Genomic DNA, 26,521 nt, shown 5'->3' on the forward strand with positions numbered 1-26,521 from the left:
TGTTAATCCTGGTCAATGGCCCCGGCCAGCTGGCGATATTGCTGGTCAAGCAGGGCAACGCGCGCGGTCACCGACTCGGGTGACCCGCCGTTATCAATAATGTCGTCTGCTACCGCAAGGCGCTGTTCGCGCGATACCTGGGCAGCCAGAATATGTTCCGCCTGTTCGCGGCTGATACCATCCCTGGCGATGGTGCGTCTTAACTGGGTCTCACGATCCACGTCGACGACCAGCACCCGGTTCGCCAGATGCTGAAGATTATTTTCAACCAGGAGCGGCACGACCCACAAACACCAAACGGAGTGAGTTAGCGCGAGCTGGCGGCGTGTTTCTGCCTGAATAAGGGGATGGAGCAGGGCGTTGAGCCAGGTTTTATCCTCCCCCGAAGTGAAAATGCGCTGACGCAGCGCTTTACGATCGAGGCTGCCATCACTTTGCATCACGTCTGCGCCAAATCGCTGGCGGATCGCGGCAAGCGCTGGCTGGCCTGGCTCGACGACCTGACGGGCAATCACATCAGCATCGACGATATCCACACCTCTGTCGGCAAAGGCGTTGGCAATGGTGGTTTTTCCGCTGCCGATGCCACCGGTCAGCGCAACAGTATAGCGCATAAGCCTCTTCTCTCCTGGCTCTGAGTGTGGGCAGTCGGTATCGCGGAGGATTAACAAGGCGGCTACTGGCTTAAAAATGAGGCACCGGTCACACGAGCGGATAGCAGATAAATTTATGAGATTGTAGCGTAAATAAACCTGCTTTCGCAGTCTTGTCCGCGCGATTTTAGCGCGTATGATAGCGTCACTGGAGCTGGCAATTGCTGACTTTCGCGCCATCAACCAGGAAATCTATCATGCGTATTGAAGAAGATATTAAATTAGGCTTTAAAGATGTCCTTATTCGGCCAAAGCGTTCCACGCTGAAAAGCCGCTCTCAGGTAGAACTTACCCGTCAATTTACCTTCAAACATTCCGGTGTAGCCTGGTCAGGTGTGCCGATCATTGCTGCCAATATGGATACCGTGGGCACCTTTACTATGGCCGAAGCGCTGGCGTCCTTTGATATGCTCACCGCGGTGCATAAACATTACAGTGTTGAGCAATGGCAGCAGTTCGTCTCCCGTGTGCCTGAAAATGTGCTGAAGCATGTGATGGTCTCTACCGGCACTTCCGATGCCGACTTCATCAAGATGAAGCAGATTCTGGCGCTTTCGCCACTGCTGAATTTCATCTGTATCGATGTGGCTAACGGCTACTCCGAACATTTCGTAGAGTTTCTGCAGCGTGCCCGTGAAGCCTGTCCGGGCAAAACCATCTGTGCAGGCAATGTGGTGACCGGGGAAATGGTTGAAGAACTGATCCTCTCTGGCGCAGACATTGTCAAAGTGGGCATTGGTCCGGGTTCAGTTTGCACCACCCGGGTTAAAACGGGCGTGGGCTATCCGCAGCTTTCTGCGGTGATTGAGTGTGCCGATGCGGCGCATGGCCTCGGCGGGCAAATTGTCAGCGATGGCGGCTGTTCTATGCCAGGCGATGTGGCAAAAGCGTTCGGCGGCGGGGCTGATTTTGTGATGCTTGGCGGTATGCTGGCAGCCCATGAAGAGTGCGAGGGCACGCTGGTGGAAGAAGAGGGCGAAGCGTTTATGCTGTTCTACGGCATGAGCTCCGAATCTGCGATGAAGCGCCATGTTGGCGGCGTGGCGGGTTATCGCGCAGCGGAAGGTAAAACCGTTAAGATCCCCTTCCGTGGCCCGGTCGACAACACCGTGCGCGATATCCTTGGCGGCCTGCGTTCAGCCTGTACCTATGTCGGTGCTGAGCATTTGAAAGAGTTGACCAAGCGCACCACCTTTATTCGGGTTAACGAGCAGGAAAACCGCGTATTTAACCGCTAGCCTGTTCGCGTTACCTTCGCGGGCAACCGGCAACCGGCGCCAGGCAACTGGCAACGCGCCACCGCCATTGTCCGCTTAACGGCGCGCTAATCCAGCCAGCTAACATCCATGGCAGGCTGGATTTACCTTTATCCCAACGCATCCCCCAGATTGAAGATGGGCAGATACATAGCAATGACCAACGCGCCCACCAGCACCCCGGTAATCACCATCATCATCGGTTCCAGCGCGGCGGCCAGATTGTCTGCCAGCTCATGCGTCATCTCTTCATGTAATTCTCCCAGCCGTTCCAGCATGCTGTCCAGTGAGCCAGACTCTTCACCCACTTTTATCAGCTGATAACACACCGGGCTGAAAAGCGGGTGTTGCTTCAGGGCCTGGTAAAGCGGATAGCCAGTGGCAATGTGGTGTTTAAGCTGTTGGATCGCTTCACGCCACAGCAATGAGGTCAGCGTTTTCTCCACCGCCTGCAAGCTTTGTAGCAGTGTCAGCCCGGCCTGCTGCGTCAGTGCCAGCGTCATAAATATCCGGCTTAACAGCCCGCCCTGATACAGCTTGCCCGTTAGCGGTAAGGCTAACAGCCAGCGCTGCTCCCTCTTTTGCCATTCCGGGGAGCGTTTGGTCTGCCAGCGCCAGCTGAAGGCCAGAACCGTCAGACCTACCAGCAACTGAAAACCGTAATGCTGTAACCCCCCAGAAAGCGCGATGACGCCCGCAGTGAACGCCGGTAGCGGCGCATTGAAAGCCTGATAGACAGACATAAATTCCGGCAGCACAAACACCAGCATGCCAATGCTGACCAACAGAGCCAGCGACAGGATAAACAAAGGGTAGCGTAGCGCTTTCGTCACCTTCTTTTGCAGTTGCTGCTGGCGCTCCTGCTGACAGGCCAGTTGCAGACAGCACTCATCGATCCTGCCGGTTAACTCGCCAACGTACATCAATGCCGGAAACAGCGGTGGGAAGACCTGCGGCCACAGCGCCAGCGCGTCAGAAAAGGGCATGCCTTCCGCCACGTTGTTTTCCAGCTGCCTGAACAATGCCTGCCAACCGGGATGAGGATGCTCTTCCGCCAGCAGATTCAGACTGGCAGACAGGGTCAGACCGGCCTTCAACAGCGTCGCCAGCTGACGAAAGAAGGCAATTTTCTGTGCCCATTGCCACTCACGCGCCCGGTAGCGTTTAGCGGCAGAGAGCGACAGTGGCATTAGCCCGTCAGCCAGCAGGCGATCCATCACCTCCTGCTGGCTTTGGCAAAACAGGGCACCTTCAACCAACCTGCCGCTTTGATCCATCGCCTGCCAGCGAAACAGGTAAGGTTCAGCCATCATTGTTGCCGACGATCCTGTTCAGTTCCTCAAGGGTAGTGTCGCCACGATTGACGCAATGCAGTCCTTCGATAAACAGCGAGTTTCTTCCATGCTGGCGGGCAATCATTTCAAGCTGCTCTGCCGTGCTGTTAGCGGCAATCGCATTTTGCAGCCGCGCGGTGATCGGCAGCATCTCGAACAGTGCCAGCCTGCCATAAAAGCCCGAGTAGCAACGCTCACAACCCGGTGCCTGCCAGTTTTGCACGGTGCCGGGCCAGATAGCGGGCGGGAAGTGGGCGACAGCCTCGCTTTTCTGCCGGCAGTGCGGGCAAAGACGACGCACCAGCCGCTGGGCGACAATCAGCTTTAGGGCTGAAGCGAGCAGGTAACCTGGAATGCCAATCTGTCCAAGGCGGGTTAAGGTTTCCAGAGTGGAGTTGGTATGCAGTGTCGACAGCACCAGGTGACCGGTTTGCGCAGCCTTCACCGCCGTTTCTGCCGTTTCCCGATCGCGGATCTCGCCCAGCATAATCACGTCCGGATCCTGGCGCAGCAGGGCGCGTAGCACCAGGTTGAAGTCCAGCCCGGCTTTCGGGTGGAGCTGGGTCTGGTTTATCCCGGCCAGCGGGATCTCAATCGGGTCTTCGACGCTGCATAAATTACGCTGTGGCGTGTTCAGCGAATTTAAGCCGCTATAAAGCGTGAACGTTTTCCCGCTGCCCGTCGGTCCCGTCACCAGAATCAAACCCTGCGGTCGCGCCAGTGCCTGGCAATAAATCTTAAGCAGGGCAGGCGGCATGCCTAACTTATCCAGCGCCACCGCCTGCGGCTCGCTTTGCAGCAGCCTGATAACGGCCTTTTCGCCAAACTGTGTGGGCAACGTCGAGAGGCGGAACGACGCCGGGTTACCGTTCAGCTCAACGGTAAACTGGCCATCCTGGGGCGTCCGGCGTTCGGTAATGTCCAGACTGGCCAATATTTTCAGCCGTGCCAGCAAGGCTGCGGCGTTATCCTGTTCATTGCCGGAGAGGGTTTGCAGCACGCCATCGACACGTAAGCGGACCCTTAACGAACCGGCCTGCGGTTCAAGATGAATATCCGACGCGCGCCGCTGCACGGCCAGCAGTAACAGTTGCTGGATTTTATCTGGCGCGCCGCGATCGGTTGCGGCGGTGGGTTGCTGAGAAGGGGCGTTTTTCTGCTGCTGTCGAAACTGCTCAAGGCGTGCCTCCGGCCAGCATTCAATGTCCAGCGCACAGTGGGTGGCAAAACGCAGGGATGCGAGCAGCTCCTCTTCCGGCAGGGTCGCCATCGCCAGCTGCAACCGCTCGGCGGTAAAACTGACGATCACCGCGTGATGGCGTTGGCAAAGTGCTTCTACGGCACGTTGCGTAGATTCGAGGATCATTCTGACACCCCGCTGCTATCGTCATCGAAGCGGAAGACATTCTCACAGGCTTCTTTCAGGCTTGCCTGGGCGCTGCTGCAACTGCGTTGCCAGCTGATTTGACCCTGCGCCGCATCCCAGTCAGGCCGCATGGCGACCCGCAGATCGCTGAGGCTCTCCTGTCCGGTCAGTGAAATCACCCCGGCATTAATGCCGACCGCCGCAACATACCGCGATCCTTTGCCGTTGGGGATACCGTTACTTCCCTCACTGCAATTGCCAAACCCGCCATGCTCAATGGCACAGAGATCGACGGCAGTTTTATAGGGAAGCGCGGTTTGCAGCATATCGGTGAGCGCCGCTTTTTGCAGATAGCCCTGATACGCCGGCAAGCCTATGGCACTTAAAATCGCGATGATGGCAATAACGATCATCAGCTCGATCAGAGTAAATCCTTGCTGCTGTTTCATGCCAAACCTCCTTGTGATTAAGAGGCTGCACGATAACGCCGCAAAAATCAGTCTGCCATGGCGAAAGCCGGCAACGCCGGGGCGGGCCGTAAGAAGTTTTAACCGGTTGCAGTATTCAGTGCACGGGCTGGAAGGGGGATCGCATAACGAAAGCTTAAGGTAAAAACGCCATCGCAAAGACGATGGCGTGGGGGCACAATGCGCAGGCTTATTTGAAGCGCATTGAAAGATCTAACGCACGGACGTGTTTGGTCAACGCCCCGACCGAGATGTAGTCGACGCCGGTTTCCGCAAAGATCCGCAGCGTTTCATCGGTGACGTTGCCGGAGACCTCAAGCAGCGCGCTGCCGTCGGTTTGCTTCACGGCTTCACGCATCTGCTCAACGGTGAAGTTATCCAGCATCACGATATCTGCACCGGCAGCCAGCGCCTGGGTCAGCTCGTCCAAAGACTCGACTTCGACTTCAACCGGGACATCCGGATGCAGCCAGAAGGCTTTTTCCACGGCATCGCGAATCGAACCGGTGGCAATAATATGATTCTCTTTAATCAGGAACGCGTCAGAAAGCCCCAGGCGATGGTTAGCGCCGCCGCCACAGAGCACCGCATATTTCAGGGCCGTTCTCAGGCCCGGCAGGGTTTTCCGGGTATCCAGCAGCTGGGTGCGGGTCCCTTCAAGGATCGCCACATAGCGGCTGACTTCCGTCGCCACGCCAGACAGCGTCTGCACAAAATTCAGCGCCGTGCGCTCTGCCGTAAGGATCAATGCAGAAGGGCCGGTGATTTCGAACAACGGTTGATCGGCGGCGATCGCATCACCGTCCTCAACATGCCAGAGGATCTGGGTTTTATTGCCGAGTTGGATAAACACTTCCTCCACCCAACGCTTGCCGCAAAAAATACCCGCTTCGCGAGTAATAACAACGGCATGCGAGGTTGCTTCGGCAGGTAACAGGCTGGCGGTGATATCTTTGCAGGGGTCAATTTCGCCTCCCAGATCTTCACGCAGGGCCTGAGCAACACTTGGGGGAATATCATCCTCAACACGTTCCAGCAATGCCGTGCGGCGGCTGTCCGGATCGTAGCGGCGGGTAGTCATGATCGAACTCCGAAAGGTCGGATAGAGAGTTCGACCATGCTAGCCTGTTTAGCGGAAGCTTGCCAGCAAGCCGCGATGCCGCAATTGCCACCGTCAGATTGACGAAACCTTGCCGCTAAACACCACCGGACCTGTGGGTTGGCCGGTGGGTGAACCGCCCTGCGGCTCAAGGCTGATGGCCAGCAGCGGCAGGTCGCTGAGTCGGTTGCTGTTCAAGGCGATGCGCGTGATGCGCGTGGGATCAACCAGACCCAATGACTGCGGCTTTTGTCCCGGCGGGATCAGCCACAGTTCCAGGCTTTGCTTCGCGGGCAGCGCGCTGGCATTAATTGCCTGCAGCGTCAGCTCGCTCCGGGCCTGATTCAGCGCAACCACCCAGGAACCCTGCTGGCTCCCGCTGCTGTTCAGCACGGCAACGGCCTGCAAAGAGGCGGGTTGTTGATAGATGTTGACGATCAGCGCGCCGGCGAAGGACGCGGCCAGCGCCCAGCCGAGGTAATGCCAGCGGAATGGCATCCGCGCGCGTTTTTCGGCTGGCAGGTCACGCAGGATTTTTTGCCAGACGTCGGCAGAAGGGACAACGGGTTGCACCGCGTGGTCCATATGGCCGAGCATTGTCTGCCAGCGGCTGACCTCTTCCTGCAGTGCGGGCTCCTGTTGCAACCGGCGTTCGAACTGCTGGCGCGCGGGGCCGCGTAAGGTGCCGAGGGCATATTCTGCAGCGAGGGCCGAATCGTATTGGCTTGTTGTTTTCATATTCCCACACACTCTTTCAAATGGGCCAATGCGCGACGGATCCAGCTTTTAACGGTGCCAGCCGGTTGCTGCAGGTGCTCAGAAATTTCGCTGTGCGACAGGCCCTGATAATAGGCCAGCATCACACTTTGTCGTTGTTCTCCCGGAAGATGATCCAGGCAGTCCGCTAATCTGCGGGCTTCAGAGGTCGAGGGTAAACCGTCCGCAAAGGTGCAGGAGAGTCCCTCAGTGTAATCTTCGTTCAGCGTGTCGATATCCAGCGTATCCAGCGGAGAGGCCTGGTTGCCCTTCAGCCGAAGGTAATCAATGGCCCGATGGCGGATAAGTGTGGTCATCCAGGTCTTTGGTGCACTCAGCAGCGGATCGTAGCTGGCGGCGCGCTGCCAGATGACCAGCATCGTGTCGTGCAGCACCTCTTCGGCCCAGCCGCGCCGCCGAAGCATGCGCAAGGCGATGGCGAAAAGATAAGGGGAAAGTTGGCGATAAAGCTGTTCAAACGCCCGCCTGTCACCTTGGCCGACCGCTTGCAGTAAAAGAACCTGACTGTCGATAACATCGTCTGTCATGAAGCTTCCTGTAAAAAAAAGGTGCAGAGGATCTGAGAAAACCTGCTGCACCTGGTATAACGCTTTTTTGTTATTTCGGCATCAGCACGGTATCAATTACGTCGATTACGCCGTTACTTTGATGAACATCGTAGGTGCTGATATTAGCGACATTTCCCTGACCATCTTTCAGCTGAATATTGTGCGGGCCGTTACTCATAATCCCCAGCGGCTGACCGTTAACGGTTTTCAGCTCGGCATGGCCTTTACCCTGTTTAATCTTTTTCTCTAACATCTTCATGTCATAATTGCCGGCAACCACGTGATAGGTCAGCACGCTGGTCAGCATGGCTTTATTTTCCGGCTTCAGCAGGTTGTCGACGGTACCCGCAGGCAGTTTGGCAAACGCGGCATTGGTAGGCGCGAAGACCGTGAACGGGCCTTTGCTCTGCAGGGTATCGACCAGGCCAGCCGCTTTAACTGCCGCCACCAGCGTGGTGTGATCTTTGGAATTCACCGCATTTTCAACGATGTTTTTTGACGGGAACATCGCAGAGCCGCCGACCATAACGTTGTTGCTCATCGAGTCAGCCATGGCGACACCGCTGAACAGTAATGATGCGCAAAGCGCCGTGCGAACGATTGTTTTCATGATGTGTTCCTTTGAGAGTCAGAGAAGGCACATTTGCCTTACAAAGCTATCTACGGCTGGGGACGCGAACTGGATGCAGGAAAAATAAAATAATTTTCATCGGCCGGATTTGGCGCTTATCAGAAGTTTGGTTATCCAAAAATGATTCATGCTACTCTGATGAAATCGTTATAAAAGGAGAGCAGGGCATGCAGTTGCACGAGGGTTGGATCCACGGAGTGAAGCGGGTTCACTCGCCGCATTTCAATGAGCGTCCGGATAATGAAACGCCGTCGCTGTTGGTGATCCACAATATCAGCCTGCCTCCCGGTGAGTTTGGCGGTCCGTGGATCGATGCGTTATTCACCGGGACCTTAGATCCCCACGCCCATCCCTATTTTGCCGATATCGCCCAGCTGCGGGTTTCCGCGCACTGCCTGATCCGCCGCGACGGTGAAATCGTGCAGTACGTTCCTTTCCACCTTCGCGCATGGCACGCTGGCGTATCGACCTATCAGGGCCGTGAAGCCTGCAATGACTTTTCCATTGGCATCGAACTCGAAGGGACGGACAGCCTGCCCTACACCGATGCGCAGTATCAGGCGCTGGAAGAACTCACCGCGCTGCTTATCGCTCATTATCCCGGAATAGCCGAGCACATCACCGGGCACAGTGATATTGCGCCGGTAAGAAAAACCGATCCGGGTCCGGCTTTTGACTGGACAAGATTTCGGGACGCGCTGGGCAGCCGCCCGGACGCCCCAGTACAGGAGTAACAGGCATGACGCTTTTTAGTTTGTTGTTGGTTCTGGGCTGGGAACGCCTGTTCAAAATGGGCGAACACTGGCAGCTGGATCATCACCTGGCGCCGCTGTTTCGCAAGAAGCACCGGTTTTCGCTGGTGCGTACGCTATCGATGATGCTGCTGGCGATGGCGGTGATGGTGGTTTGTCTGCTGGCGCTGAAAGGACTGTTTTTCGGCGTGCTGCAACTGCTGTTCTGGATTGCAGTTGGGCTGCTGTGCATCGGTGCCGGGTCTGTTCGCCTGCATTATCATACCTATCTGAAAGCGGCGAGCCATAACGACACCGATGCGCATCAGGCGATGGCGGAAGAGTTGACGCTCATCCACGGTATTCCGGTCGATTGCGACGAACGGGAATACCTGTGCGAACTGCAAAACGCGCTGATGTGGATTAACTTCCGCTACTATCTGGCCCCGCTGTTCTGGTTTGTGGTTGGCGGCCCCTGGGGACCGGTATTGCTGGTGGGATACGCCTTCCTGCGTGCGTGGCAGTCGTGGCTGGCGCGTCATCATTCACCGCTGGAGCGCTCACAGTCGGGCGGGGATGCGATCCTGCATATTGTTGACTGGCTGCCGGTCAGGTTAGTGGGCGTGGCGTATGCGCTGCTGGGCCATGGCGAGCGCGCGCTGCCCGCCTGGTTTGCTTCCCTTGGCGACCGCCACACCTCGCAATATCAGGTGCTGACGCGGCTGGCCCAGTTCTCTCTGGCGCGCGATCCGCACACCGATAAGGTCGAAACCCCTCGCGTCGCCGTAGCGCTGGCGAAGAAGGTTTCGTGGGTGATGGTGGTGGTGGTCGCGCTGTTAACCATTTACGGCACGCTGGTCTGACGACGAATCTGCGGGAGGCGTGCCAAATTCCGGCATCCCCTGCGCATTCCAGCAAAAGGTTTTGATCCGCGTATGACGATTAGGGTCATACAGCGGATCGCCCTCAATTTCGGTGTAATTCCGCGCATGATAGACCAGCACATCCTCTCCCTTCTCTGAAACCGTAAAGCTGTTATGACCGGGCCCAAACTGGCGGTGCTGCGTATTGGTGGTAAAGACCGGTTGCGTCGATTTATGCCAGTTAGCACCGTTCAGCGGGTCCGCATCCGCGTCAATCCACAGTAAGCCCATGCAGTAGTTTTCATCGGTAGCGCTGGCGGAATAGCTGACAAACAGACGATTGCCATGGCGGATTGCGGCGGGGCCTTCGTTGACGCTAAACCCCCGGCATTCCCAGTCAAATTCGGGCCGGCTGATCATCACCGGCTCACCTTTTATCGCCCACGGCGTGGCAAGCTCCGCCAGATAGAGGTTGGAGTTACCGGCGATGGCCGGATCTTTCTGCGCCCACAAATACCAGTTCTTCCCCTGATGCACAAAGTGCGTGGCATCCAGCGCAAAGCTGTCGATCGGGGTGACAATCTGCCCGCATTCTCGCCACGCGCCGGTGAGGGGATTATCGTCCGTGCAGGCCAGCGCGAACATCCGGTGCTGGAACAGGCCGTCTTTGATCGCCTGGGTGGGCGCCGCGGCAAAGTAGATGACCCAGATACCGTCGATTCTGTGCAGTTCGGGTGCCCAGATCAGCTCGCTCATTTCGCCACTGTCTGGTTTTCGCCAAACTACAACCGGCGAGGCCTCAGCCAGTGCGGCCAGCGTTTTAGCCTGGCGGATTTCCAGCCGGTCATATTCCGGGACGGAGGCGATAAAGTAGTAGTTGCCGCGATCGAAAAGGATAAAAGGATCGGCGCGCTGCTCGATTAACGGGTTTTGCCAGAGTGAGGAAGTCATTATGTGTTCACCGGTTTGATTGGGGATTTACTGTCGTGATAGTCGTTCAATTCCTGGAAGTTCTGCCGACGCTTCTCCAGGTCCTGCTGGATTTGCAGCATCATCGGACGATCCACTTTCAGCAGGCGAACCACGCCGGCGGTGATCAGATAGCCCACGCCAGGGATCACGGTAAACAGCAGCATAATGCCGTTGATGGCACTCGGTGCCTGCGCTTTCGCGCCAGCGTCGTAGCCATAATAAGAGAGCAGGAAGCCCACCATGGCACCGGCGACCGCAAGTCCCACTTTCAGGAAGAACAGATTGCCGGAGAAGCTGATACCGGTAATGCGTTTGCCGGTTTTCCATTCACCGTAGTCATCCACATCTGCCATCAGCGACCAGTGCAGCGGCGAAGGGATCTGATGCAGGATATTCAGCACAAAGTACATCACCACCACCAGCACGGTAGCGTGAGGATCGAGGAAGTAGAAGCCGCTGGAGAAAATCGCCAGCACGATGTTGGTCCAGAAAAATACCTTGAGTTTGCACCAGCGGTCGGTCATCACCTTCGCCAGCGTACTGCCAATCATCATGCCAATGACGCCCAGGCTGATAAACAGCGTGGCGAAGTGCGTTGACTGGCCCATCACCCAGGTGACGTAGTACATGGTGGCCGCCATACGGATAAAGCCGGGGCAGACGTTGCAGAAGGTCAGCAGCAGGATGCGAACCCACTGGTCGTTTTTCCACACGGCCTTCAGGTCAGATTTCAGATCGTCATTGCTGGGCACCGCCGGGTGGATACGTTCGCGCACCGTGGCGAAACAGAACAGGAACATGCACAGGCCAATCAGCGCCAGCACGCTCATCGCCATTTGGTAACCGCGGGCTTTGTTTTCTCCGCCAAACCACTCCGCCATCGGCAGCAGGGAAAGGGAGAGGATCAGGGTGGCGATACCGACCATCACAAAGCGGTAAGACTGGCAGGAGACGCGTTCGCTCGGGTCATTGGTGATCACGCCGCCCAGCGAGCAATAGGGAATATTGATCGCCGTATAGGTCAGCGACATCAGGAAGTAGGTGACAAAGGCATAGATAACCTTGCTGTTATAGGTCCATTCTGGCGTGGTAAACATCAGCACGCTGAACAGCACATAGGGCAGGGAAATCCACAGCAGCCAGGGCCGGAAGCGGCCATATTTGCTCTGCGTTCTGTCGGCAATCGCGCCCATGATCGGGTCGGTCACCGCATCGATAACCCGTACCGACAGCAGCAGCACGCCGACCAGCGCGGGCGCCAGACCAAACACGTCTGTGTAGAAATAATTAAGGAACAGCATGATGGCGCCGCCGATCATATTGCAGCCCGCATCGCCCATGCCGTAGCCAATCTTCTCTTTAATCGAAAGTGCAGTGCCCTTCATGGATTTTTCCCTTACTGGAATCATGAAGTGCAGTATTAATGGCTTAGGGGGGATTTGCGCTGGTGGAAAGCGTCGCAGAGATGGACAAAATCCCTGTCGGCGAGAAAGTGTGAGGTGGATAACATTTATGCTTTCAGGCGGGGAAGCCGACGATGAACAGTAAGCAGAACTGGTGAACGAGCGGAAGGAAAAGAAGAGGGCACGGGCGTGCCCTCTTGCTGTCAGGCTTTCTGAGACCGTGACTTGAGCATATAACCCACGCCCAGAATGGCAATCCACACCGGGATCAACCAGACGGAGATCGCCATGCCTGGCGTCATCGCCATAATCACCAGAATACCGGCCAGGAACAGCAGGCAGATATAGTTACCCACGGGATACAGCAGCGCCTTAAAGCGGGTGACCACGCCCTGCTGATCTTTCTTACGGCGGAACTTCAGGTGCGCCAGGCTGATCATCGCCCAGTTAATCACCAGCGCCGACACCACCAGAGCCATCAGCAGACCGAAGGCCTCACCCGGCATCAGATAGTTGATCAGTACGCAGAAGGCGGTGGCGGCAGCAGAAACCGCGATGGCCATTACCGGCACGCCGCGCGAATCGACCTTCAGCAGCGCTTTCGGGCCGTTGCCCTGTTGCGCCAGGCCAAACAGCATGCGGCTGTTGCAGTACACGCAGCTGTTATACACCGACAGCGCCGCCGTCAGGATCACCACGTTCAGCGCATTCGCCACCAGGCTGTCGCCCAGCTCGTGGAAAATCATCACGAACGGGCTGGCACCGCCAATCACTTTGGTCCACGGATACAGCGACAGCAGTACGGTCAGCGAGCCGATATAGAAAATCAGGATGCGGTACAGCACCTGGTTGGTCGCTTTCGGGATGCTTTGCTCTGGGTTATCCGCTTCTGCCGCGGTGATGCCAACCAGCTCAAGGCCACCGAAGGAGAACATGATAACCGCCATCGCCATCACCAGGCCGGAAATGCCGTTCGGGAAGAAGCCGCCACGATCCCACAGGTTGGAGACGCGCGCTTCAGGTCCGGCATGGCCACCGAACAGTAACCAGCAGCCGAACACAATCATCGCCACGACCGCAGCCACTTTAATGATCGAGAACCAGAACTCCATCTCACCGTACACTTTTACGTTGGTCAGGTTGATGGCATTGATCACCACGAAGAACACGGCGGCAGACACCCAGGTCGGAATATCCGGATACCAGTACTGGATGTATTTGCCGACGGCGGTCAGTTCCGCCATCGCCACCAGCACATACAGGATCCAGTAGTTCCAGCCAGAGGCGAAACCGGCAAAATTGCCCCAGTACTTGTAGGCAAAGTGGCTGAAGGAACCGGCTACCGGCTCTTCGACCACCATTTCACCCAGCTGACGCATAATCAGGAAGGCAATAAAGCCGCCGATCGCGTAGCCCAGCAGCACCGACGGGCCCGCCATGCGGATGGTATCGGCAATGCCGAGAAACAGGCCAGTACCCACGGCACCGCCCAACGCGATCAGCTGAATATGGCGGTTTTTCAATCCCCGCTTCAGCGTTTCGCCCTGTGTTTGTTCCATATAAACCTCATGATGTCGTTATTATTTTCAACAAAAGACGCGTCTTTGTCAGTCAGTTGTCACAGGTAACGTATTGAAAAATTTACAGTGCCAGAGACACTAAAAAGAGGCTCATGCTACCTTCGCGACAAGAATAGTGATAAGCGGGGGCTATTGCACTCGCTTTCGCTTTTTGTGCGGGAGAATGCCTAAAAATTCATCGCTTAATCACAATTCATGTTTCTGTCACAAACCCGACCAAAAGACGAATAACGTTGCCTTATGGCCGGTGGATTTTTACCCACTAAACGCTTGCCTTGTTTCAGAAAAGTTAAAAAATTTAACATTTGAAACACCCCGCTTTTCCACCCCATTTTCGGGACTCTTCCTCTATGGGAAAACGAGACGTGGGTCCTGTTTCAGTGGGTTGCCATATGGACATAAGGTGAATACTTTGTTAGTTTACGGGCACCTTTTTGCAATTGGTATTACCAATTAACTTCGGCAAATGGCAGAAGAAGGGATGATGGCCTACAGTAAAATCCGCCAACCAAAGCTATCCGATGCTATCGAGCAACAGCTCGAGTCCCTGATTATGGAAGGGACCCTGCGTCCGGGTGAAAAGCTGCTCCCGGAACGTGAGCTCGCAAAACAGTTTGATGTCTCCCGTCCTTCTCTGCGTGAAGCTATCCAACGTCTGGAAGCGAAAGGTTTACTGCTGCGTCGTCAGGGCGGTGGCACCTTTGTGCAAACCAGCCTGTGGCAAAGCCTGAGCGACCCGCTTGTTGAACTGCTGGCTGACCACCCGGAATCCCAGTTTGACCTGCTGGAAACGCGCCATGCACTGGAAGGGATCGCCGCGTATTACGCCGCGCTCCGGGGCACGGACGATGATTTTGAACGTATTCGCCACTGCCATGTGCAGATCCAGACCGCACAAGACAGCGGGGATCTGGACGCAGAAGCGGATGCGGTGATGCAGTATCAGATCGCTGTAACAGAAGCGGCCCATAATGTGGTGCTGCTGCATTTACTCCGCAGCATGGGGCCGATGCTGGAACAGAACGTCAGACAGAACTTCGAATTGCTCTACTCGCGCCGGGAAATGCTGGCAAAAGTAGGCGGTCACCGCGCCAGAATTTTTGAGGCGATTGTGGCACGCGAACCCGAAAAGGCGCGCGAAGCCTCACACCGTCACCTGGCGTTTATCGAGGAAATATTGCTGGACAGAAGTCGGGAGCAGAGTCGCAGAGAGCGCTCCTTACGACGATTACAGCAACGTAAGGACTAACGCGTAACCATAACGCGGAACTATGCCCTGCCACTGGCAAGGTATACACGACGAGCCTGTCTCACTGTGCCTGAAGGATTGCGGACACAGCGGGACAGGCTCCAGACAATTCAACGTATTAGACACAGATAAGGAATACCCCCATGTCAGAACGTTTACACAATGACGTGGATCCGATCGAAACTCGCGACTGGCTACAGGCGATCGAATCGGTCATCCGTGAAGAAGGTGTTGAGCGCGCACAGTTCCTGATCGACCAGGTAATGAGCGAAGCACGTAAAGGTGGCGTTAAAATCGCGGCAGGCGTGAATGCCCGCAACTACGTCAACTCTATTGCTGTTGAAGACGAGCCGGACTATCCGGGCAATACTTCTCTCGAACGTCGTATCCGTTCCGCAATTCGCTGGAACGCCATCATGACCGTTCTGCGTGCATCGAAGAAAGATCTGGACCTCGGTGGTCACATGTCCTCCTTCCAGTCTTCTGCGACCATCTATGAAGTGTGCTTTAACCACTTCTTCCGTGCGCGTAGCGAAAAAGACGGCGGCGATCTGGTGTACTTCCAGGGCCACATCTCTCCGGGCGTTTACGCACGTGCCTTTCTTGAAGGCCGCCTGACCGAAGAGCAGATGAACAACTTCCGCCAGGAAGTTGACGGGAAAGGCTTGTCCTCTTACCCGCACCCGAAACTGATGCCTGATTTCTGGCAGTTCCCGACCGTATCCATGGGCCTGGGCCCAATCGGCGCGATCTACCAGGCGAAATTCCTGAAGTACCTTGAGCACCGTGGTCTGAAAGACACCGCGGCGCAGACCGTTTACGCCTTCCTCGGCGACGGCGAGATGGATGAGCCAGAATCCAAAGGGGCGATCACGATCGCCACCCGTGAGAAGCTGGACAACCTGGTCTTCATCATTAACTGTAACCTGCAGCGTCTGGATGGCCCGGTCACCGGTAACGGCAAAATCATCAACGAACTGGACGGCATCTTTGCTGGCGCCGGTTGGGAAGTGATCAAAGTTATCTGGGGCGGACGTTGGGACGAACTGCTGCGTAAAGACACCACCGGTAAACTGGTTCAGCTGATGAACGAGACCGTGGACGGTGACTACCAGACCTTCAAATCCCGCGATGGCGCTTACGTGCGTGAGCACTTCTTCGGTCGTTACCCGGAAACCGCTGCGCTGGTTAAAGACATGTCTGACGACGAGATCTGGTCACTGAACCGTGGCGGTCACGATCCGAAGAAAGTCTTTGCTGCCCTGAAAAAAGCGCAGGATACCAAGGGGAAACCTGTGGTTATCTTGGCACATACCATCAAAGGCTATGGTATGGGCGAATCCGCTGAAGGCAAAAACATCGCTCACCAGGTGAAGAAAATGAACATGGATGGCGTGCGCTATATCCGTGATCGTTTCAACGTGCCTGTTGACGACAGCAACATCGAAAAACTGCCATATGTTACCTTCGAGAAAGACTCCGAAGAGTACAAATACCTGCACGGTCAGCGTGAGAAACTGGGTGGCTACCTGCCAACCCGCCAGCCAAACTTCAGCGAGAAGCTGGAAATGCCTGCGCTGGAAGAGTTCTCCGCCTTGCTGGAAGAGCAGAACAAAGAAATTTCGACCACCATCGCCTTCGTGCGTGCCCTGAACGTGATGCTGAAGAACAAGTCGATCAAAGATCGTCTGGTTCCGATCCTCGCCGATGAAGCGCGTACCTTCGGCATGGAAGGTCTGTTCCGTCAGATCGGTATTTACAGCCCGAACGGTCAGCAGTACACCCCGCAGGACCGCGAGCAGGTTGCTTACTACAAAGAAGACGAGAAAGGCCAGATCCTGCAGGAAGGGATTAACGAACTGGGCGCAGGCGCCTCATGGCTGGCGGCGGCAACGTCTTACAGCACCAACAACCTGCCAATGATCCCGTTCTATATCTACTACTCAATGTTCGGTTTCCAGCGTATCGGTGACCTGTGCTGGGCAGCAGGCGATCAGCAGGCTCGTGGCTTCCTGGTTGGCGGTACCTCCGGCCGTACCACGCTGAACGGTGAAGGTCTGCAGCACGAAGATGGCCACAGCCATATTCAGTCTCTGACTATCCCTAACTGTATCTCTTACGATCCTTCTTACGCTTACGAAGTGGCAGTCATCATGCATGACGGTCTGGTACGTATGTACGGCGAAGCGCAAGAGAACGTCTACTACTACATCACCACGCTGAACGAAAACTACCACATGCCTGCGATGCCGCAGGGTGCGGAAGAGGGTATCCGTAAGGGTATCTACAAGCTGGAAACGGTAGAAGGCAACAAAGGTAAGGTACAGCTGCTGGGTTCAGGCTCTATCCTGCGTCACGTGCGTGAAGCTGCGCAGATCCTGGCGAAAGACTACGGCGTTGGCTCTGACGTTTACAGCGTCACCTCGTTCACCGAACTGGCCCGTGATGGTCAGGACTGCGAGCGCTGGAACATGCTGCACCCGACAGAAGAACCACGCGTGCCATACGTTGCGCAAATCATGCACGATGCACCGGCCGTGGCCTCAACCGACTACATGAAACTGTTCGCCGAGCAGATCCGTACCTTCATGCCAGCCAGCGATTACCGCGTACTGGGCACCGACGGTTTCGGTCGTTCTGACAGCCGTGAAAACCTGCGTCACCACTTCGAAGTGGATGCGTCTTACGTAGTGGTTGCGGCTCTGGGTGAACTGGCTAAACGCGGCGAAATCGAGAAGAAAGTGGTGGCGGAAGCGATCATCAAATTCAATATCGATGCCGATAAAGTCAACCCGCGTCTGGCATAAGAGGGAAAGATTAATGGCTATCGAAATTACCGTACCGGATATCGGTGCAGACGAAGTGGAAGTCACCGAGATTATGGTCAAGGTGGGCGACAAGGTTGAAGTTGAGCAGTCGCTGATCACCGTAGAGGGCGATAAAGCCTCTATGGAAGTCCCTTCCCCTCAGGCGGGCGTCGTGAAAGAGATCAAGGTTGCTACCGGTGACAAAATTGAAACCGGCAAGCTGATCATGATCTTCGAAGACGCGGAAGGTGCTGCGGCACCGGCCAAAGCCGAAGAGAAAAAAGAAGACGCGAAACCGGCGGCAGCCGCTGCGCCTGCTCAGGCAGAAAGCAAAGACGTTGCCGTGCCGGATATCGGTTCTGACGAAGTTGAAGTGACCGAAATCATGGTCAAAGTCGGTGACACGGTGGAAGCCGAGCAGTCGCTGATTACCGTTGAAGGCGACAAAGCCTCAATGGAAGTGCCTGCACCTTTCGCGGGTGTGGTGAAAGAGATCAAAATCAGTACCGGCGATAAAATCAGCACCGGCTCGCTGATCATGGTCTTCGAAACTGCCGGTTCAGGTTCGGCTCCGGCTGAAGCGAAGCCAGAAGTGAAAGAAGAAGCGGCAGCGGCACCAGCCGCCGCCGGCGGCGCGAAAGAAGTCGCCGTGCCGGATATCGGTGATGACGAAGTCGAAGTCACCGAAATCATGGTCAAAGTGGGCGATAAAGTGGCTGCCGAGCAGTCGCTGATCACCGTTGAAGGCGACAAAGCCTCGATGGAAGTCCCGGCACCGTTCGCGGGCACCGTGAAAGAGATCAAAATCAGCACCGGCGATAAAGTGAAAACCGGTTCGATGATCATGGTCTTCGAAGTGGAAGGCGCTGCGCCAGCGGCGGCTGCTCCGGCAGCGGCACCACAGCAGGCTGAACCGGCTAAGCAGGAAGCGAAAGCGGCTCCGGCACCGGCGAAAGCGGAATCCAAAGGTGAGTTCGCTGAGAACGATGCTTACGTTCACGCCACGCCGGTTATCCGTCGTCTGGCACGTGAGTTCGGCGTCAATCTGTCGAAAGTGAAAGGCACGGGCCGTAAAGGCCGCATTCTGAAAGAAGACGTGCAGTCTTACGTCAAAGATGCGGTTAAACGTGCCGAGTCTGCACCTGCAGCAGCGGCCGGTGGCGGTATGCCGGGCATGTTGCCATGGCCGAAAGTGGACTTCAGCAAGTTCGGTGAGATTGAAGAAGTCGAGCTGGGCCGCATCCAGAAAATTTCGGGTGCCAACCTGAGCCGTAACTGGATCGTGATCCCTCACGTTACCCAGCACGACAAGGCCGACATTACCGAAGTGGAAAACTTCCGTAAGCAGCAGAACGACGAAGCCGCGAAGAAGAAACTGGATCTGAAGATCACCCCACTGGTGTTCATCATGAAGGCCGTTGCCAAAGCGCTGGAAGAGTTCCCACGTTTCAACAGCTCGCTGTCTGAAGATGGACAGAAGCTGACGCTGAAGAAATACATCAACATCGGTGTGGCGGTTGATACGCCAAACGGTCTGGTGGTTCCGGTGTTCAAAGACGTCAACAAGAAAGGCATTGTTGAGCTGTCTAACGAACTGTCGGTAATTTCGAAGAAAGCGCGTGACGGTAAGCTGACGGCCGGCGATATGCAGGGCGGCTGCTTCACCATCTCCAGCCTTGGCGGCATCGGTGGCACGTCGTTCACCCCTATCGTCAATGCGCCGGAAGTGGCGATCCTCGGCGTGTCTAAATCGTCGATGGAGCCGGTCTGGAACGGTAAAGAATTCGTTCCTCGCCTGATGCTGCCACTGTCGCTTTCCTTCGATCACCGTGTGATCGATGGCGCAGCCGGTGCACGCTTCGCGGCTTACATCGCAACAGTCATGGCGGATATCCGCCGTCTGGTGATGTAAACCGTTACAAGGCCGGCTTTTGCCGGCCTTCTCATAGCCGACTTTCGATGTGCTAAGTCGACAAGGTAGTTGAAAACGTTTCGTATCAAGCGGTTTGCAGTCTGTTAACAATTCTGTAAACTCTTGCGGTGTAAACGTACCGGTGGATGAATGAATATCCCAGCGGTTAACTAAGAGGTCATGATGAGTACAGAAATTAAAACTCAGGTCGTGGTACTTGGGGCAGGTCCTGCGGGCTACTCTGCAGCCTTCCGCGCAGCCGATTTAGGTCTGGAGACCGTCATCGTTGAGCGTTTCAGCACCCTGGGTGGGGTTTGTCTGAACGTGGGTTGTATCCCTTCCAAAGCGCTGCTGCACGTCGCGAAAGTGATTGAAGAAGCTAAAGCCCTGGAAGAGCATGGTATCGTGTTTGGTAAGCCACAAACCGACATCACCAAAATTCGTACCTGGAAAGAAAAAGTCATCAACCAGCTGACCGGTGGTCTGGCAGGGATGGCGAAAGGCCGCAAAGTGAAAGTGGTCACCGGTCTGGGTAAATTCACCGGCGCTAACACGCTGGTGGTTGAAGGCGAGAATGGTGCCACCACCATCAACTTCGACAACGCCATCATTGCTGCGGGCTCCCGTCCGATTCAGCTGCCATTCATCCCGCATGAAGATCCTCGTGTCTGGGACTCCACCGACGCCCTGGAACTGAAAGAAGTGCCTGAGCGCCTGCTGGTTATGGGTGGCGGTATCATCGGTCTGGAAATGGCGACCGTGTATCACGCGCTGGGTTCACAGATTGACGTGGTTGAGATGTTTGACCAGGTTATCCCTGCGGCTGACAAAGACGTGGTGAAAGTCTTCACCAAGCGTATCAGCAAGCAGTTCAATCTGATGCTGGAAACCAAAGTGACCGCGGTTGAAGCGAAAGACGACGGTATCTACGTCACCATGGAAGGCAAAAAAGCGCCGGCCGAACCACAGCGTTACGACGCGGTTCTGGTGGCGATTGGCCGCGTACCTAATGGTAAAGGTCTGGATGCCGGTCAGGCGGGCGTGGAAGTTGACGACCGTGGCTTTATCCGCGTCGACAAGCAGATGCGTACCAACGTGCCGCACATCTACGCTATCGGCGACATCGTCGGTCAGCCGATGCTGGCGCACAAAGGCGTGCATGAAGGCCACGTGGCAGCAGAAGTGATCTCCGGTAAGAAACATTATTTCGACCCGAAAGTGATCCCATCGATTGCTTACACCGAGCCAGAAGTTGCCTGGGTCGGTCTGACCGAGAAAGAAGCGAAAGAGAAGGGCATCAGTTACGAAACTGCCACCTTCCCATGGGCGGCCTCCGGTCGTGCCATCGCTTCTGATTGTGCAGACGGTATGACCAAACTGATCTTCGACAAAGAAACTCACCGCGTGATCGGTGGTGCAATTGTCGGTACCAACGGCGGTGAGCTGCTGGGTGAAATCGGTCTGGCTATTGAGATGGGTTGTGATGCGGAAGATATCGCGCTGACCATCCATGCTCACCCAACGCTGCATGAATCCGTGGGTCTGGCTGCCGAAATGTTCGAAGGTAGCATCACTGACCTGCCAAACCCGAAAGCGAAGAAGAAGTAAGTCGCTACGTGGTTTACCAGACGGCTCCCAACGGGGGCCGTTTTTTTTGTCCAATCAAAACGTCTGGTTATGGTAAGGCGCGTTACGCCTATAGAATCGCGCTTTGCAGGGAATTAATGTTGCTTTTTTGTAAACAGATTAACATGCTAACGAAATCCTGCTATGCTGCCCCTCGCGTAACCGGGCGCTTCACCCTACAGAATACGCACCTCACTTCGCGGTAAACCGCCCGGTATGCCATAACAATGTGAGCGAGGAGAACGTCGTGCTAGAAGAATACCGTAAGCACGTTGCCGAGCGTGCTGCCGAAGGGATCGTTCCAAAACCAATTGATGCTTCCCAAATGGCCGCGCTGGTTGAACTGCTGAAAAACCCGCCTGCGGGCGAAGAAGAATTCCTGTCTGATCTGTTAATCAATCGAGTTCCACCAGGCGTGGACGAAGCGGCTTACGTGAAAGCTGGCTTCCTGGCTGCTGTCGCCGCAGGCGAAGCGACCTCTCCTCTGGTTACCCCTGAAAAAGCTGTAGAACTGCTGGGCACCATGCAGGGCGGCTACAACATTCATCCGCTGATCGATGCGCTCGACAATGAGACGCTGGCCCCGATCGCGGCGAAAGCCCTTTCCCATACTTTGCTGATGTTTGACAGCTTCTACGATGTGGAAGAGAAAGCCAAAGCGGGTAACCCACACGCGCAGAAGATCCTGAAGTCCTGGGCTGATGCTGAGTGGTATCTGTCACGTCCCGAGCTGGCAGAAAAACTCACCGTTACCGTCTTCAAAGTCACCGGCGAAACCAACACCGATGACCTGTCTCCGGCCCCGGATGCCTGGTCCCGTCCTGATATCCCACTGCACGCGTTGGCGATGCTGAAAAATGCCCGTGAAGGCATTGAGCCAGACGACGCCGGCAATGTTGGCCCAATCAAGCAGATTGAAGCGCTGCAGGCGAAAGGTTTCCCTCTTGCCTACGTGGGTGACGTTGTCGGCACCGGTTCATCGCGCAAATCCGCCACCAACTCGGTGCTGTGGTTTATGGGTGATGACCTGCCGTTTGTGCCGAACAAGAAAGGCGGCGGCGTGGTACTGGGCAGCAACATTGCCCCGATCTTCTTCAACACCATGGAAGATGCGGGCGCACTGCCAATCGAAGTGGCTGTGGCGAACCTGAATATGGGCGATGTGATTGACATCTACCCGTACAAAGGCGAAGTGAAGAACCACGAAACCGGCGAAGTGCTGGCGACCTTCTCACTGAAAACCGAAGTGCTGCTGGACGAAGTTCGCGCCGGTGGCCGTATTCCACTGATCATCGGCCGTGGCCTGACCACCAAAGCCCGTGAATCTCTGGGCCTGCCGCACAGCGAGGTGTTCCGCCTGGCGAAAGACGTGGCGGTCAGCACCCGTGGTTACTCACTGGCGCAGAAAATGGTTGGCCGTGCCTGTGGCACCGACGGCGTGCGTCCTGGCGCCTACTGCGAACCAAAAATGACCTCTGTCGGTTCTCAGGACACCACCGGTCCAATGACCCGTGATGAACTGAAAGACCTGGCCTGTCTGGGCTTCTCTGCGGATCTGGTGATGCAGTCCTTCTGCCACACCGCAGCCTATCCTAAGCCGGTTGACGTCTCTACTCACCACACGCTGCCAGACTTCATCATGAACCGGGGTGGCGTCTCACTGCGTCCGGGTGACGGTATTAGCCACAGCTGGCTGAACCGTATGCTGCTGCCGGATACCGTGGGTACCGGCGGTGACTCGCATACGCGTTTCCCAATCGGGATCTCCTTCCCGGCAGGTTCAGGTCTGGTGGCGTTTGCTGCGGCGACCGGCGTGATGCCGCTGGATATGCCTGAGTCGGTACTGGTGCGTTTCAAAGGGAAAATGGAGCCTGGCATCACCCTGCGCGACCTGGTTCACGCCATCCCGCTGTACGCCATCAAGCAGGGCCTGCTGACCGTTGAGAAGAAAGGGAAGAAAAACATCTTCTCAGGTCGCATCCTGGAAATCGAAGGTCTGCCAGAGCTGAAAGTTGAGCAGGCGTTTGAGCTTTCTGATGCCTCTGCCGAGCGTTCTGCTGCCGGTTGTACCATCAAGCTGGGCCAGGCACCGATTATCGAGTACCTGAACTCCAACATCGTGCTGTTGAAGTGGATGATCTCTGAAGGTTACGGCGATCGTCGTACCCTTGAGCGTCGTATTCAGGGCATGGAAAAATGGCTGTCTGAACCGAATCTGCTGGAAGCCGATGCGGATGCAGAGTACGCGGCAGTGATCGAAATCGATCTGGCGGAGATCAAGGAGCCGATCCTGTGTGCGCCAAACGATCCGGACGATGCCCGTCTGCTGTCTGATGTTCAGGGCGAGAAAATCGATGAAGTGTTTATCGGCTCTTGCATGACCAACATCGGTCACTTCCGTGCGGCCGGTAAGCTGCTGGATAGCCACAAAGGCCAGCTGCCGACCCGTCTGTGGGTGGCACCGCCAACCAAGATGGACGCCGCGCAGCTGACGGAAGAGGGCTACTACAGCGTCTTCGGTAAGAGCGGTGCGCGTATCGAGATCCCGGGCTGTTCACTGTGCATGGGTAACCAGGCGCGTGTGGCAGATGGCGCGACGGTGGTCTCCACCTCAACCCGTAACTTCCCGAACCGTCTGGGTACCGGTGCTAACGTCTACCTGGCATCAGCCGAACTTGCTGCGGTCGCGTCGCTGTTAGGCAAACTGCCTACGCCAGACGAATACCAGCAGTTTATGTTGCAGGTCGATAAGACCGCGGTAGACACCTACCGTTATCTGAACTTCGACAAGCTGTCCCAGTACACGGACAAAGCTGACGGTGTGATCTTCCAGACCGCCGTATAACGTCGGTGCTGGATGAGAAAGGGAGGCCTGATGGCCTCCCTTTTTTTATTGCTTCGACCCGACCTGAAATCGCTGTTTTTCGTCTGACAGACTGCGATAATGCGGGCTATCCCCCATTAAAAGCGCACAATGCGCGGAAAATGCACATTATCAGTGCAAAACAGGCAGTCAGAGGACAGCAGTATGGAATACGAATTTTTACGTGACCTCACCGGCGGGGTGAAAGTGCGCATGTCGATGGGACATGAAGCCGTTGGCCACTGGTTTAATGAAGAGGTGGAAGGCAACCTGGCGTTGCTGGATGAAGTGGAAGCCGCGGTAGAGAGCGTAAAAGGCAGCGAGCGCCAGTGGCAGCGCATTGGCCATGAATACACGCTGTGGCTGGACGAGGAAGAGGTGATTGTCCGCGCTAACCTGCTGAGCGTTGAAGGCGATGAGATGGAAGAGGGCATGAACTACTACGACGAAGAGAGCCTGTGCTTCTGCGGCGTGGAGGATTTCCTCGCGGTGATCGCCGCTTACCGGGCGTTTCTGCAGGGTCGGTAAAACGGGCGCCAAAAAAAACGGGCGGCCCTGAGGCCACCCGCTGCTTAACGCCATAACCCTTACAGCGATTTTGATCCCACGGCCGGAATATTGCGGCCGTAGTAAATTTCACGCATCTCTTTCCACAGCAGATCGGTAATACGCTTGTGCTCTTGCGGGCTCAGGTCTTCCGGTCGGGTGTTAAACAGATAGTGTTTCAAATCAAACTCTTTCAGCAGCATCTTGGTATGGAAGATGTTCTCCTGATAGACGTTCACATCCAGCATGTCGTACATCGATTTCATGTCTTCAGACATAAAGTTCTGAATCGAATTGATCTGGTGATCGATGTAGTGCTTCAGGCCATTCACATCGCGGGTGAAGCCGCGCACGCGATAGTCGATGGTGACAATGTCGGATTCCAGCTGGTGAATTAAGTAGTTCAACGCCTTTAGCGGCGAAATCACCCCACAGGTGGAGACTTCAATATCCGCGCGGAAGGTGCAGAGTCCGCCTTCCGGGTGGCTCTCCGGGTAGGTGTGCACGCAGATATGGCTCTTATCCAGATGCGCTACCACCGAGTTAGGTAACGGGCCCGGATGTTCCGAGGTGTCGATATCTTTCGGATCGATCGGCTCTTCGCTGACCAAAATGGTCACGCTGGCCCCTTGAGGCTCGTAGTCCTGGCGCGCGATATTCAGCACGTTAGCGCCGATAATCGAACAGGTCTCGCTAAGGATCTCCGTCAGGCGGTTGGCGTTGTACTGCTCATCAATGTACGCAATGTATCCGTCACGCTCTGCATCTGTGTTGGCGTAACAGATATCGTAGATACAAAAACTCAGGCTTTTCGTCAGGTTGTTGAAGCCATGTAGTTTAAGCTTTTGCAATTTCGTTCACCCCCTTAAACGCCCGGCTGGTCGGCCAGCGCATTCAACAAATATTGTGGCAGGGCAAAGCTGCCCGTGTGGATCGCCGGATTATAGTAGCGACAGGTCAGGTTTGCCGCGGTAAAACGGGCCTGAAGCGTGGCGCTGTCAAGCTGGCGCAGCGCGGGATTGTTGCTGGCCCAGGCGAACGTCATAATGCCACCGTAATAGGTTGGGATCGCCGCCTGATAGAAGCTGACGTCGCCAAAGTAGTGGCTCAGTTTGCGGTGGCTGTTAACCGCTTCCTCCTGCTGCAGGAAGCAAACGCCATTCTGCGCCACGAAGATGCCATTTTCATTAAGGCAACGCTGGCAACCGGCGTAAAATTCCGAGGTGAACAGGCTTTCTCCCGGACCGATCGGATCGGTGCAGTCAGAAATGATCACATCAAACTTTTCACTGCACTGAGCGACAAAGTTCACGCCATCGTCAATCACCAGCTTAAAACGCGGATCGTCGTACGCACCGGCGCTGTGATTTGGCAGATACTGCTGGCAGAACGTCACCACGCCCGCGTCGATCTCCACCATGGTGATCTGTTCGATATTTTTATGACGGCTGACTTCACGAAGCATGGCGCCATCGCCACCGCCAATAATCAATACGCGTTTTGCTGCGCCGTGCGCGAGAAGGGGAACGTGGGTCATCATCTCGTGATAAATGAACTCATCGCGCTCGGTCGTTTGTACCACACCGTCCAGCGCCATAACGCGACCTAACGCGGCATTCTCAAAGATGACTAAATCCTGATGACCGGTCTGTTCACGGTACAGGATCTTATCGACAGAAAAGTACTGTCCAAACCCGGTATGAAGCGTTTCATACCACATTTCTTTTTCGGCCATGCTGGGATTCTCCTCATAACAGCCACGAAAAATGGGCGCGACATAATAGCTAACTCTGACCGTGGTTGCACGGTCAAATTATCAGCAAGAATTGGAAAAAGGG

22 protein-coding genes are annotated in these 26,521 nt (G+C 55.7%); 9 read left to right on the forward strand and 13 right to left on the reverse strand.

Going from position 1 to position 26,521, the window contains the following annotated elements; translation table 11 throughout:
- Positions 1 to 2: 2 nt before the first annotated feature.
- A complete protein-coding gene (gene coaE / locus E2F51_RS11130) occupies positions 3 to 614 on the reverse strand; it encodes a dephospho-CoA kinase (protein WP_013200770.1) in 612 nt (203 codons plus the stop codon).
- A gap of 236 nt (positions 615 to 850) precedes the next feature.
- On the opposite strand from coaE, the gene E2F51_RS11135 reads away from it, so the two are divergent.
- The gene (locus tag E2F51_RS11135; RefSeq protein ID WP_013200771.1) at positions 851 to 1,891 is read left to right on the forward strand and encodes a GMP reductase; all 1,041 of its coding nucleotides are present in this window, start codon (positions 851 to 853) and stop codon (positions 1,889 to 1,891) included.
- Positions 1,892 to 2,019: 128 nt separating this feature from the next.
- Here E2F51_RS11135 and hofC read toward each other — a convergent pair whose 3' ends face one another.
- From hofC to E2F51_RS11170, 7 genes are all read right to left on the reverse strand, one after another.
- Positions 2,020 to 3,219, reverse strand: coding sequence for a protein transport protein HofC (gene hofC / locus E2F51_RS11140; protein ID WP_134824858.1), 1,200 nt, complete (start codon positions 3,217 to 3,219; stop codon positions 2,020 to 2,022).
- Positions 3,212 to 4,606: a type II secretion system protein GspE gene (gene gspE / locus E2F51_RS11145; protein ID WP_134824857.1), complete on the reverse strand. Its 1,395-nt coding sequence runs from the start codon at positions 4,604 to 4,606 to the stop codon at positions 3,212 to 3,214. The genes hofC and gspE overlap by 8 nt, the downstream gene beginning before the upstream one ends.
- Positions 4,606 to 5,058 (reverse strand): prepilin peptidase-dependent pilin, encoded by a 453-nt coding sequence (ppdD, locus tag E2F51_RS11150; protein ID WP_013200774.1) that lies wholly within the window; start codon positions 5,056 to 5,058, stop codon positions 4,606 to 4,608. The genes gspE and ppdD overlap by 1 nt, the downstream gene beginning before the upstream one ends.
- A gap of 208 nt (positions 5,059 to 5,266) precedes the next feature.
- Entirely contained in the window at positions 5,267 to 6,157 is an 891-nt protein-coding gene (gene nadC / locus E2F51_RS11155; protein ID WP_053140230.1) for a carboxylating nicotinate-nucleotide diphosphorylase, read from the reverse strand.
- A 93-nt stretch (positions 6,158 to 6,250) separates the two neighbouring features.
- The gene (locus tag E2F51_RS11160; RefSeq protein WP_134823483.1) at positions 6,251 to 6,913 is read right to left on the reverse strand and encodes an anti-sigma factor domain-containing protein; all 663 of its coding nucleotides are present in this window, start codon (positions 6,911 to 6,913) and stop codon (positions 6,251 to 6,253) included.
- On the reverse strand, positions 6,910 to 7,479 hold the full coding sequence (locus E2F51_RS11165) for an RNA polymerase sigma factor (RefSeq protein WP_134823484.1): 570 nt from the start codon (positions 7,477 to 7,479) through the stop codon (positions 6,910 to 6,912). Before E2F51_RS11165 ends, E2F51_RS11160 begins: the two co-directional genes overlap by 4 nt.
- Positions 7,480 to 7,549: 70 nt before the next feature.
- Complete coding sequence (locus E2F51_RS11170; RefSeq protein WP_134823485.1) at positions 7,550 to 8,110, reverse strand: fasciclin domain-containing protein; 561 nt, start codon at positions 8,108 to 8,110, stop codon at positions 7,550 to 7,552.
- A 188-nt stretch (positions 8,111 to 8,298) separates the two neighbouring features.
- Here E2F51_RS11170 and ampD point away from each other — a divergent pair, with 188 nt between their 5' ends.
- Entirely contained in the window at positions 8,299 to 8,865 is a 567-nt protein-coding gene (gene ampD, locus E2F51_RS11175) for a 1,6-anhydro-N-acetylmuramyl-L-alanine amidase AmpD (RefSeq protein WP_134823486.1), read from the forward strand.
- Between the two features lie 5 nt (positions 8,866 to 8,870).
- Complete coding sequence (gene ampE, locus E2F51_RS11180) at positions 8,871 to 9,725, forward strand: beta-lactamase regulator AmpE (RefSeq protein WP_134823487.1); 855 nt, start codon at positions 8,871 to 8,873, stop codon at positions 9,723 to 9,725.
- Here ampE and E2F51_RS11185 read toward each other — a convergent pair.
- The 3 genes from E2F51_RS11185 to aroP form a co-directional block, all read right to left on the reverse strand.
- Positions 9,699 to 10,676, reverse strand: coding sequence for a family 43 glycosylhydrolase (locus E2F51_RS11185; RefSeq protein WP_134823488.1), 978 nt, complete (start codon positions 10,674 to 10,676; stop codon positions 9,699 to 9,701). The two genes, ampE and E2F51_RS11185, sit on opposite strands and share 27 nt — an antisense overlap.
- Positions 10,676 to 12,082, reverse strand: coding sequence for a glycoside-pentoside-hexuronide (GPH):cation symporter (locus tag E2F51_RS11190; RefSeq protein ID WP_053140218.1), 1,407 nt, complete (start codon positions 12,080 to 12,082; stop codon positions 10,676 to 10,678). Before E2F51_RS11190 ends, E2F51_RS11185 begins: the two co-directional genes overlap by 1 nt.
- 221 nt (positions 12,083 to 12,303) lie before the next feature.
- Positions 12,304 to 13,659, reverse strand: coding sequence for an aromatic amino acid transporter AroP (gene aroP, locus E2F51_RS11195; RefSeq protein ID WP_134823489.1), 1,356 nt, complete (start codon positions 13,657 to 13,659; stop codon positions 12,304 to 12,306).
- 505 nt (positions 13,660 to 14,164) lie between these two features.
- On the opposite strand from aroP, the gene pdhR reads away from it, so the two are divergent.
- From pdhR to yacL, 6 genes are all read left to right on the forward strand, one after another.
- Entirely contained in the window at positions 14,165 to 14,929 is a 765-nt protein-coding gene (pdhR, locus tag E2F51_RS11200; RefSeq protein WP_013200782.1) for a pyruvate dehydrogenase complex transcriptional repressor PdhR, read from the forward strand.
- A 143-nt stretch (positions 14,930 to 15,072) separates the two neighbouring features.
- Entirely contained in the window at positions 15,073 to 17,736 is a 2,664-nt protein-coding gene (gene aceE / locus E2F51_RS11205; protein WP_013200783.1) for a pyruvate dehydrogenase (acetyl-transferring), homodimeric type, read from the forward strand.
- Between the two features lie 13 nt (positions 17,737 to 17,749).
- On the forward strand, positions 17,750 to 19,648 hold the full coding sequence (gene aceF, locus E2F51_RS11210; RefSeq protein WP_134823490.1) for a pyruvate dehydrogenase complex dihydrolipoyllysine-residue acetyltransferase: 1,899 nt from the start codon (positions 17,750 to 17,752) through the stop codon (positions 19,646 to 19,648).
- A gap of 183 nt (positions 19,649 to 19,831) precedes the next feature.
- The gene (gene lpdA / locus E2F51_RS11215) at positions 19,832 to 21,256 is read left to right on the forward strand and encodes a dihydrolipoyl dehydrogenase (protein WP_013200785.1); all 1,425 of its coding nucleotides are present in this window, start codon (positions 19,832 to 19,834) and stop codon (positions 21,254 to 21,256) included.
- Between the two features lie 265 nt (positions 21,257 to 21,521).
- Positions 21,522 to 24,119, forward strand: coding sequence for a bifunctional aconitate hydratase 2/2-methylisocitrate dehydratase (gene acnB, locus E2F51_RS11220; RefSeq protein ID WP_134823491.1), 2,598 nt, complete (start codon positions 21,522 to 21,524; stop codon positions 24,117 to 24,119).
- Positions 24,120 to 24,302: 183 nt separating this feature from the next.
- Positions 24,303 to 24,665 (forward strand): protein YacL, encoded by a 363-nt coding sequence (gene yacL, locus E2F51_RS11225; protein WP_013200795.1) that lies wholly within the window; start codon positions 24,303 to 24,305, stop codon positions 24,663 to 24,665.
- 59 nt (positions 24,666 to 24,724) lie between these two features.
- On the opposite strand, the gene speD is transcribed toward yacL, so the two are convergent.
- Both speD and speE read right to left on the reverse strand, forming a co-directional pair.
- The gene (gene speD / locus E2F51_RS11230; protein ID WP_013200806.1) at positions 24,725 to 25,534 is read right to left on the reverse strand and encodes an adenosylmethionine decarboxylase; all 810 of its coding nucleotides are present in this window, start codon (positions 25,532 to 25,534) and stop codon (positions 24,725 to 24,727) included.
- 14 nt (positions 25,535 to 25,548) lie between these two features.
- A complete protein-coding gene (speE, locus tag E2F51_RS11235) occupies positions 25,549 to 26,418 on the reverse strand; it encodes a polyamine aminopropyltransferase (RefSeq protein ID WP_105760811.1) in 870 nt (289 codons plus the stop codon).
- Between the last annotated feature and the right edge of the window lie 103 nt (positions 26,419 to 26,521).

This window comes from Erwinia sp. QL-Z3, from assembly GCF_004551645.1.
In the GTDB taxonomy this organism is placed as follows: Bacteria; Pseudomonadota; Gammaproteobacteria; order Enterobacterales; family Enterobacteriaceae; genus Erwinia; species Erwinia billingiae.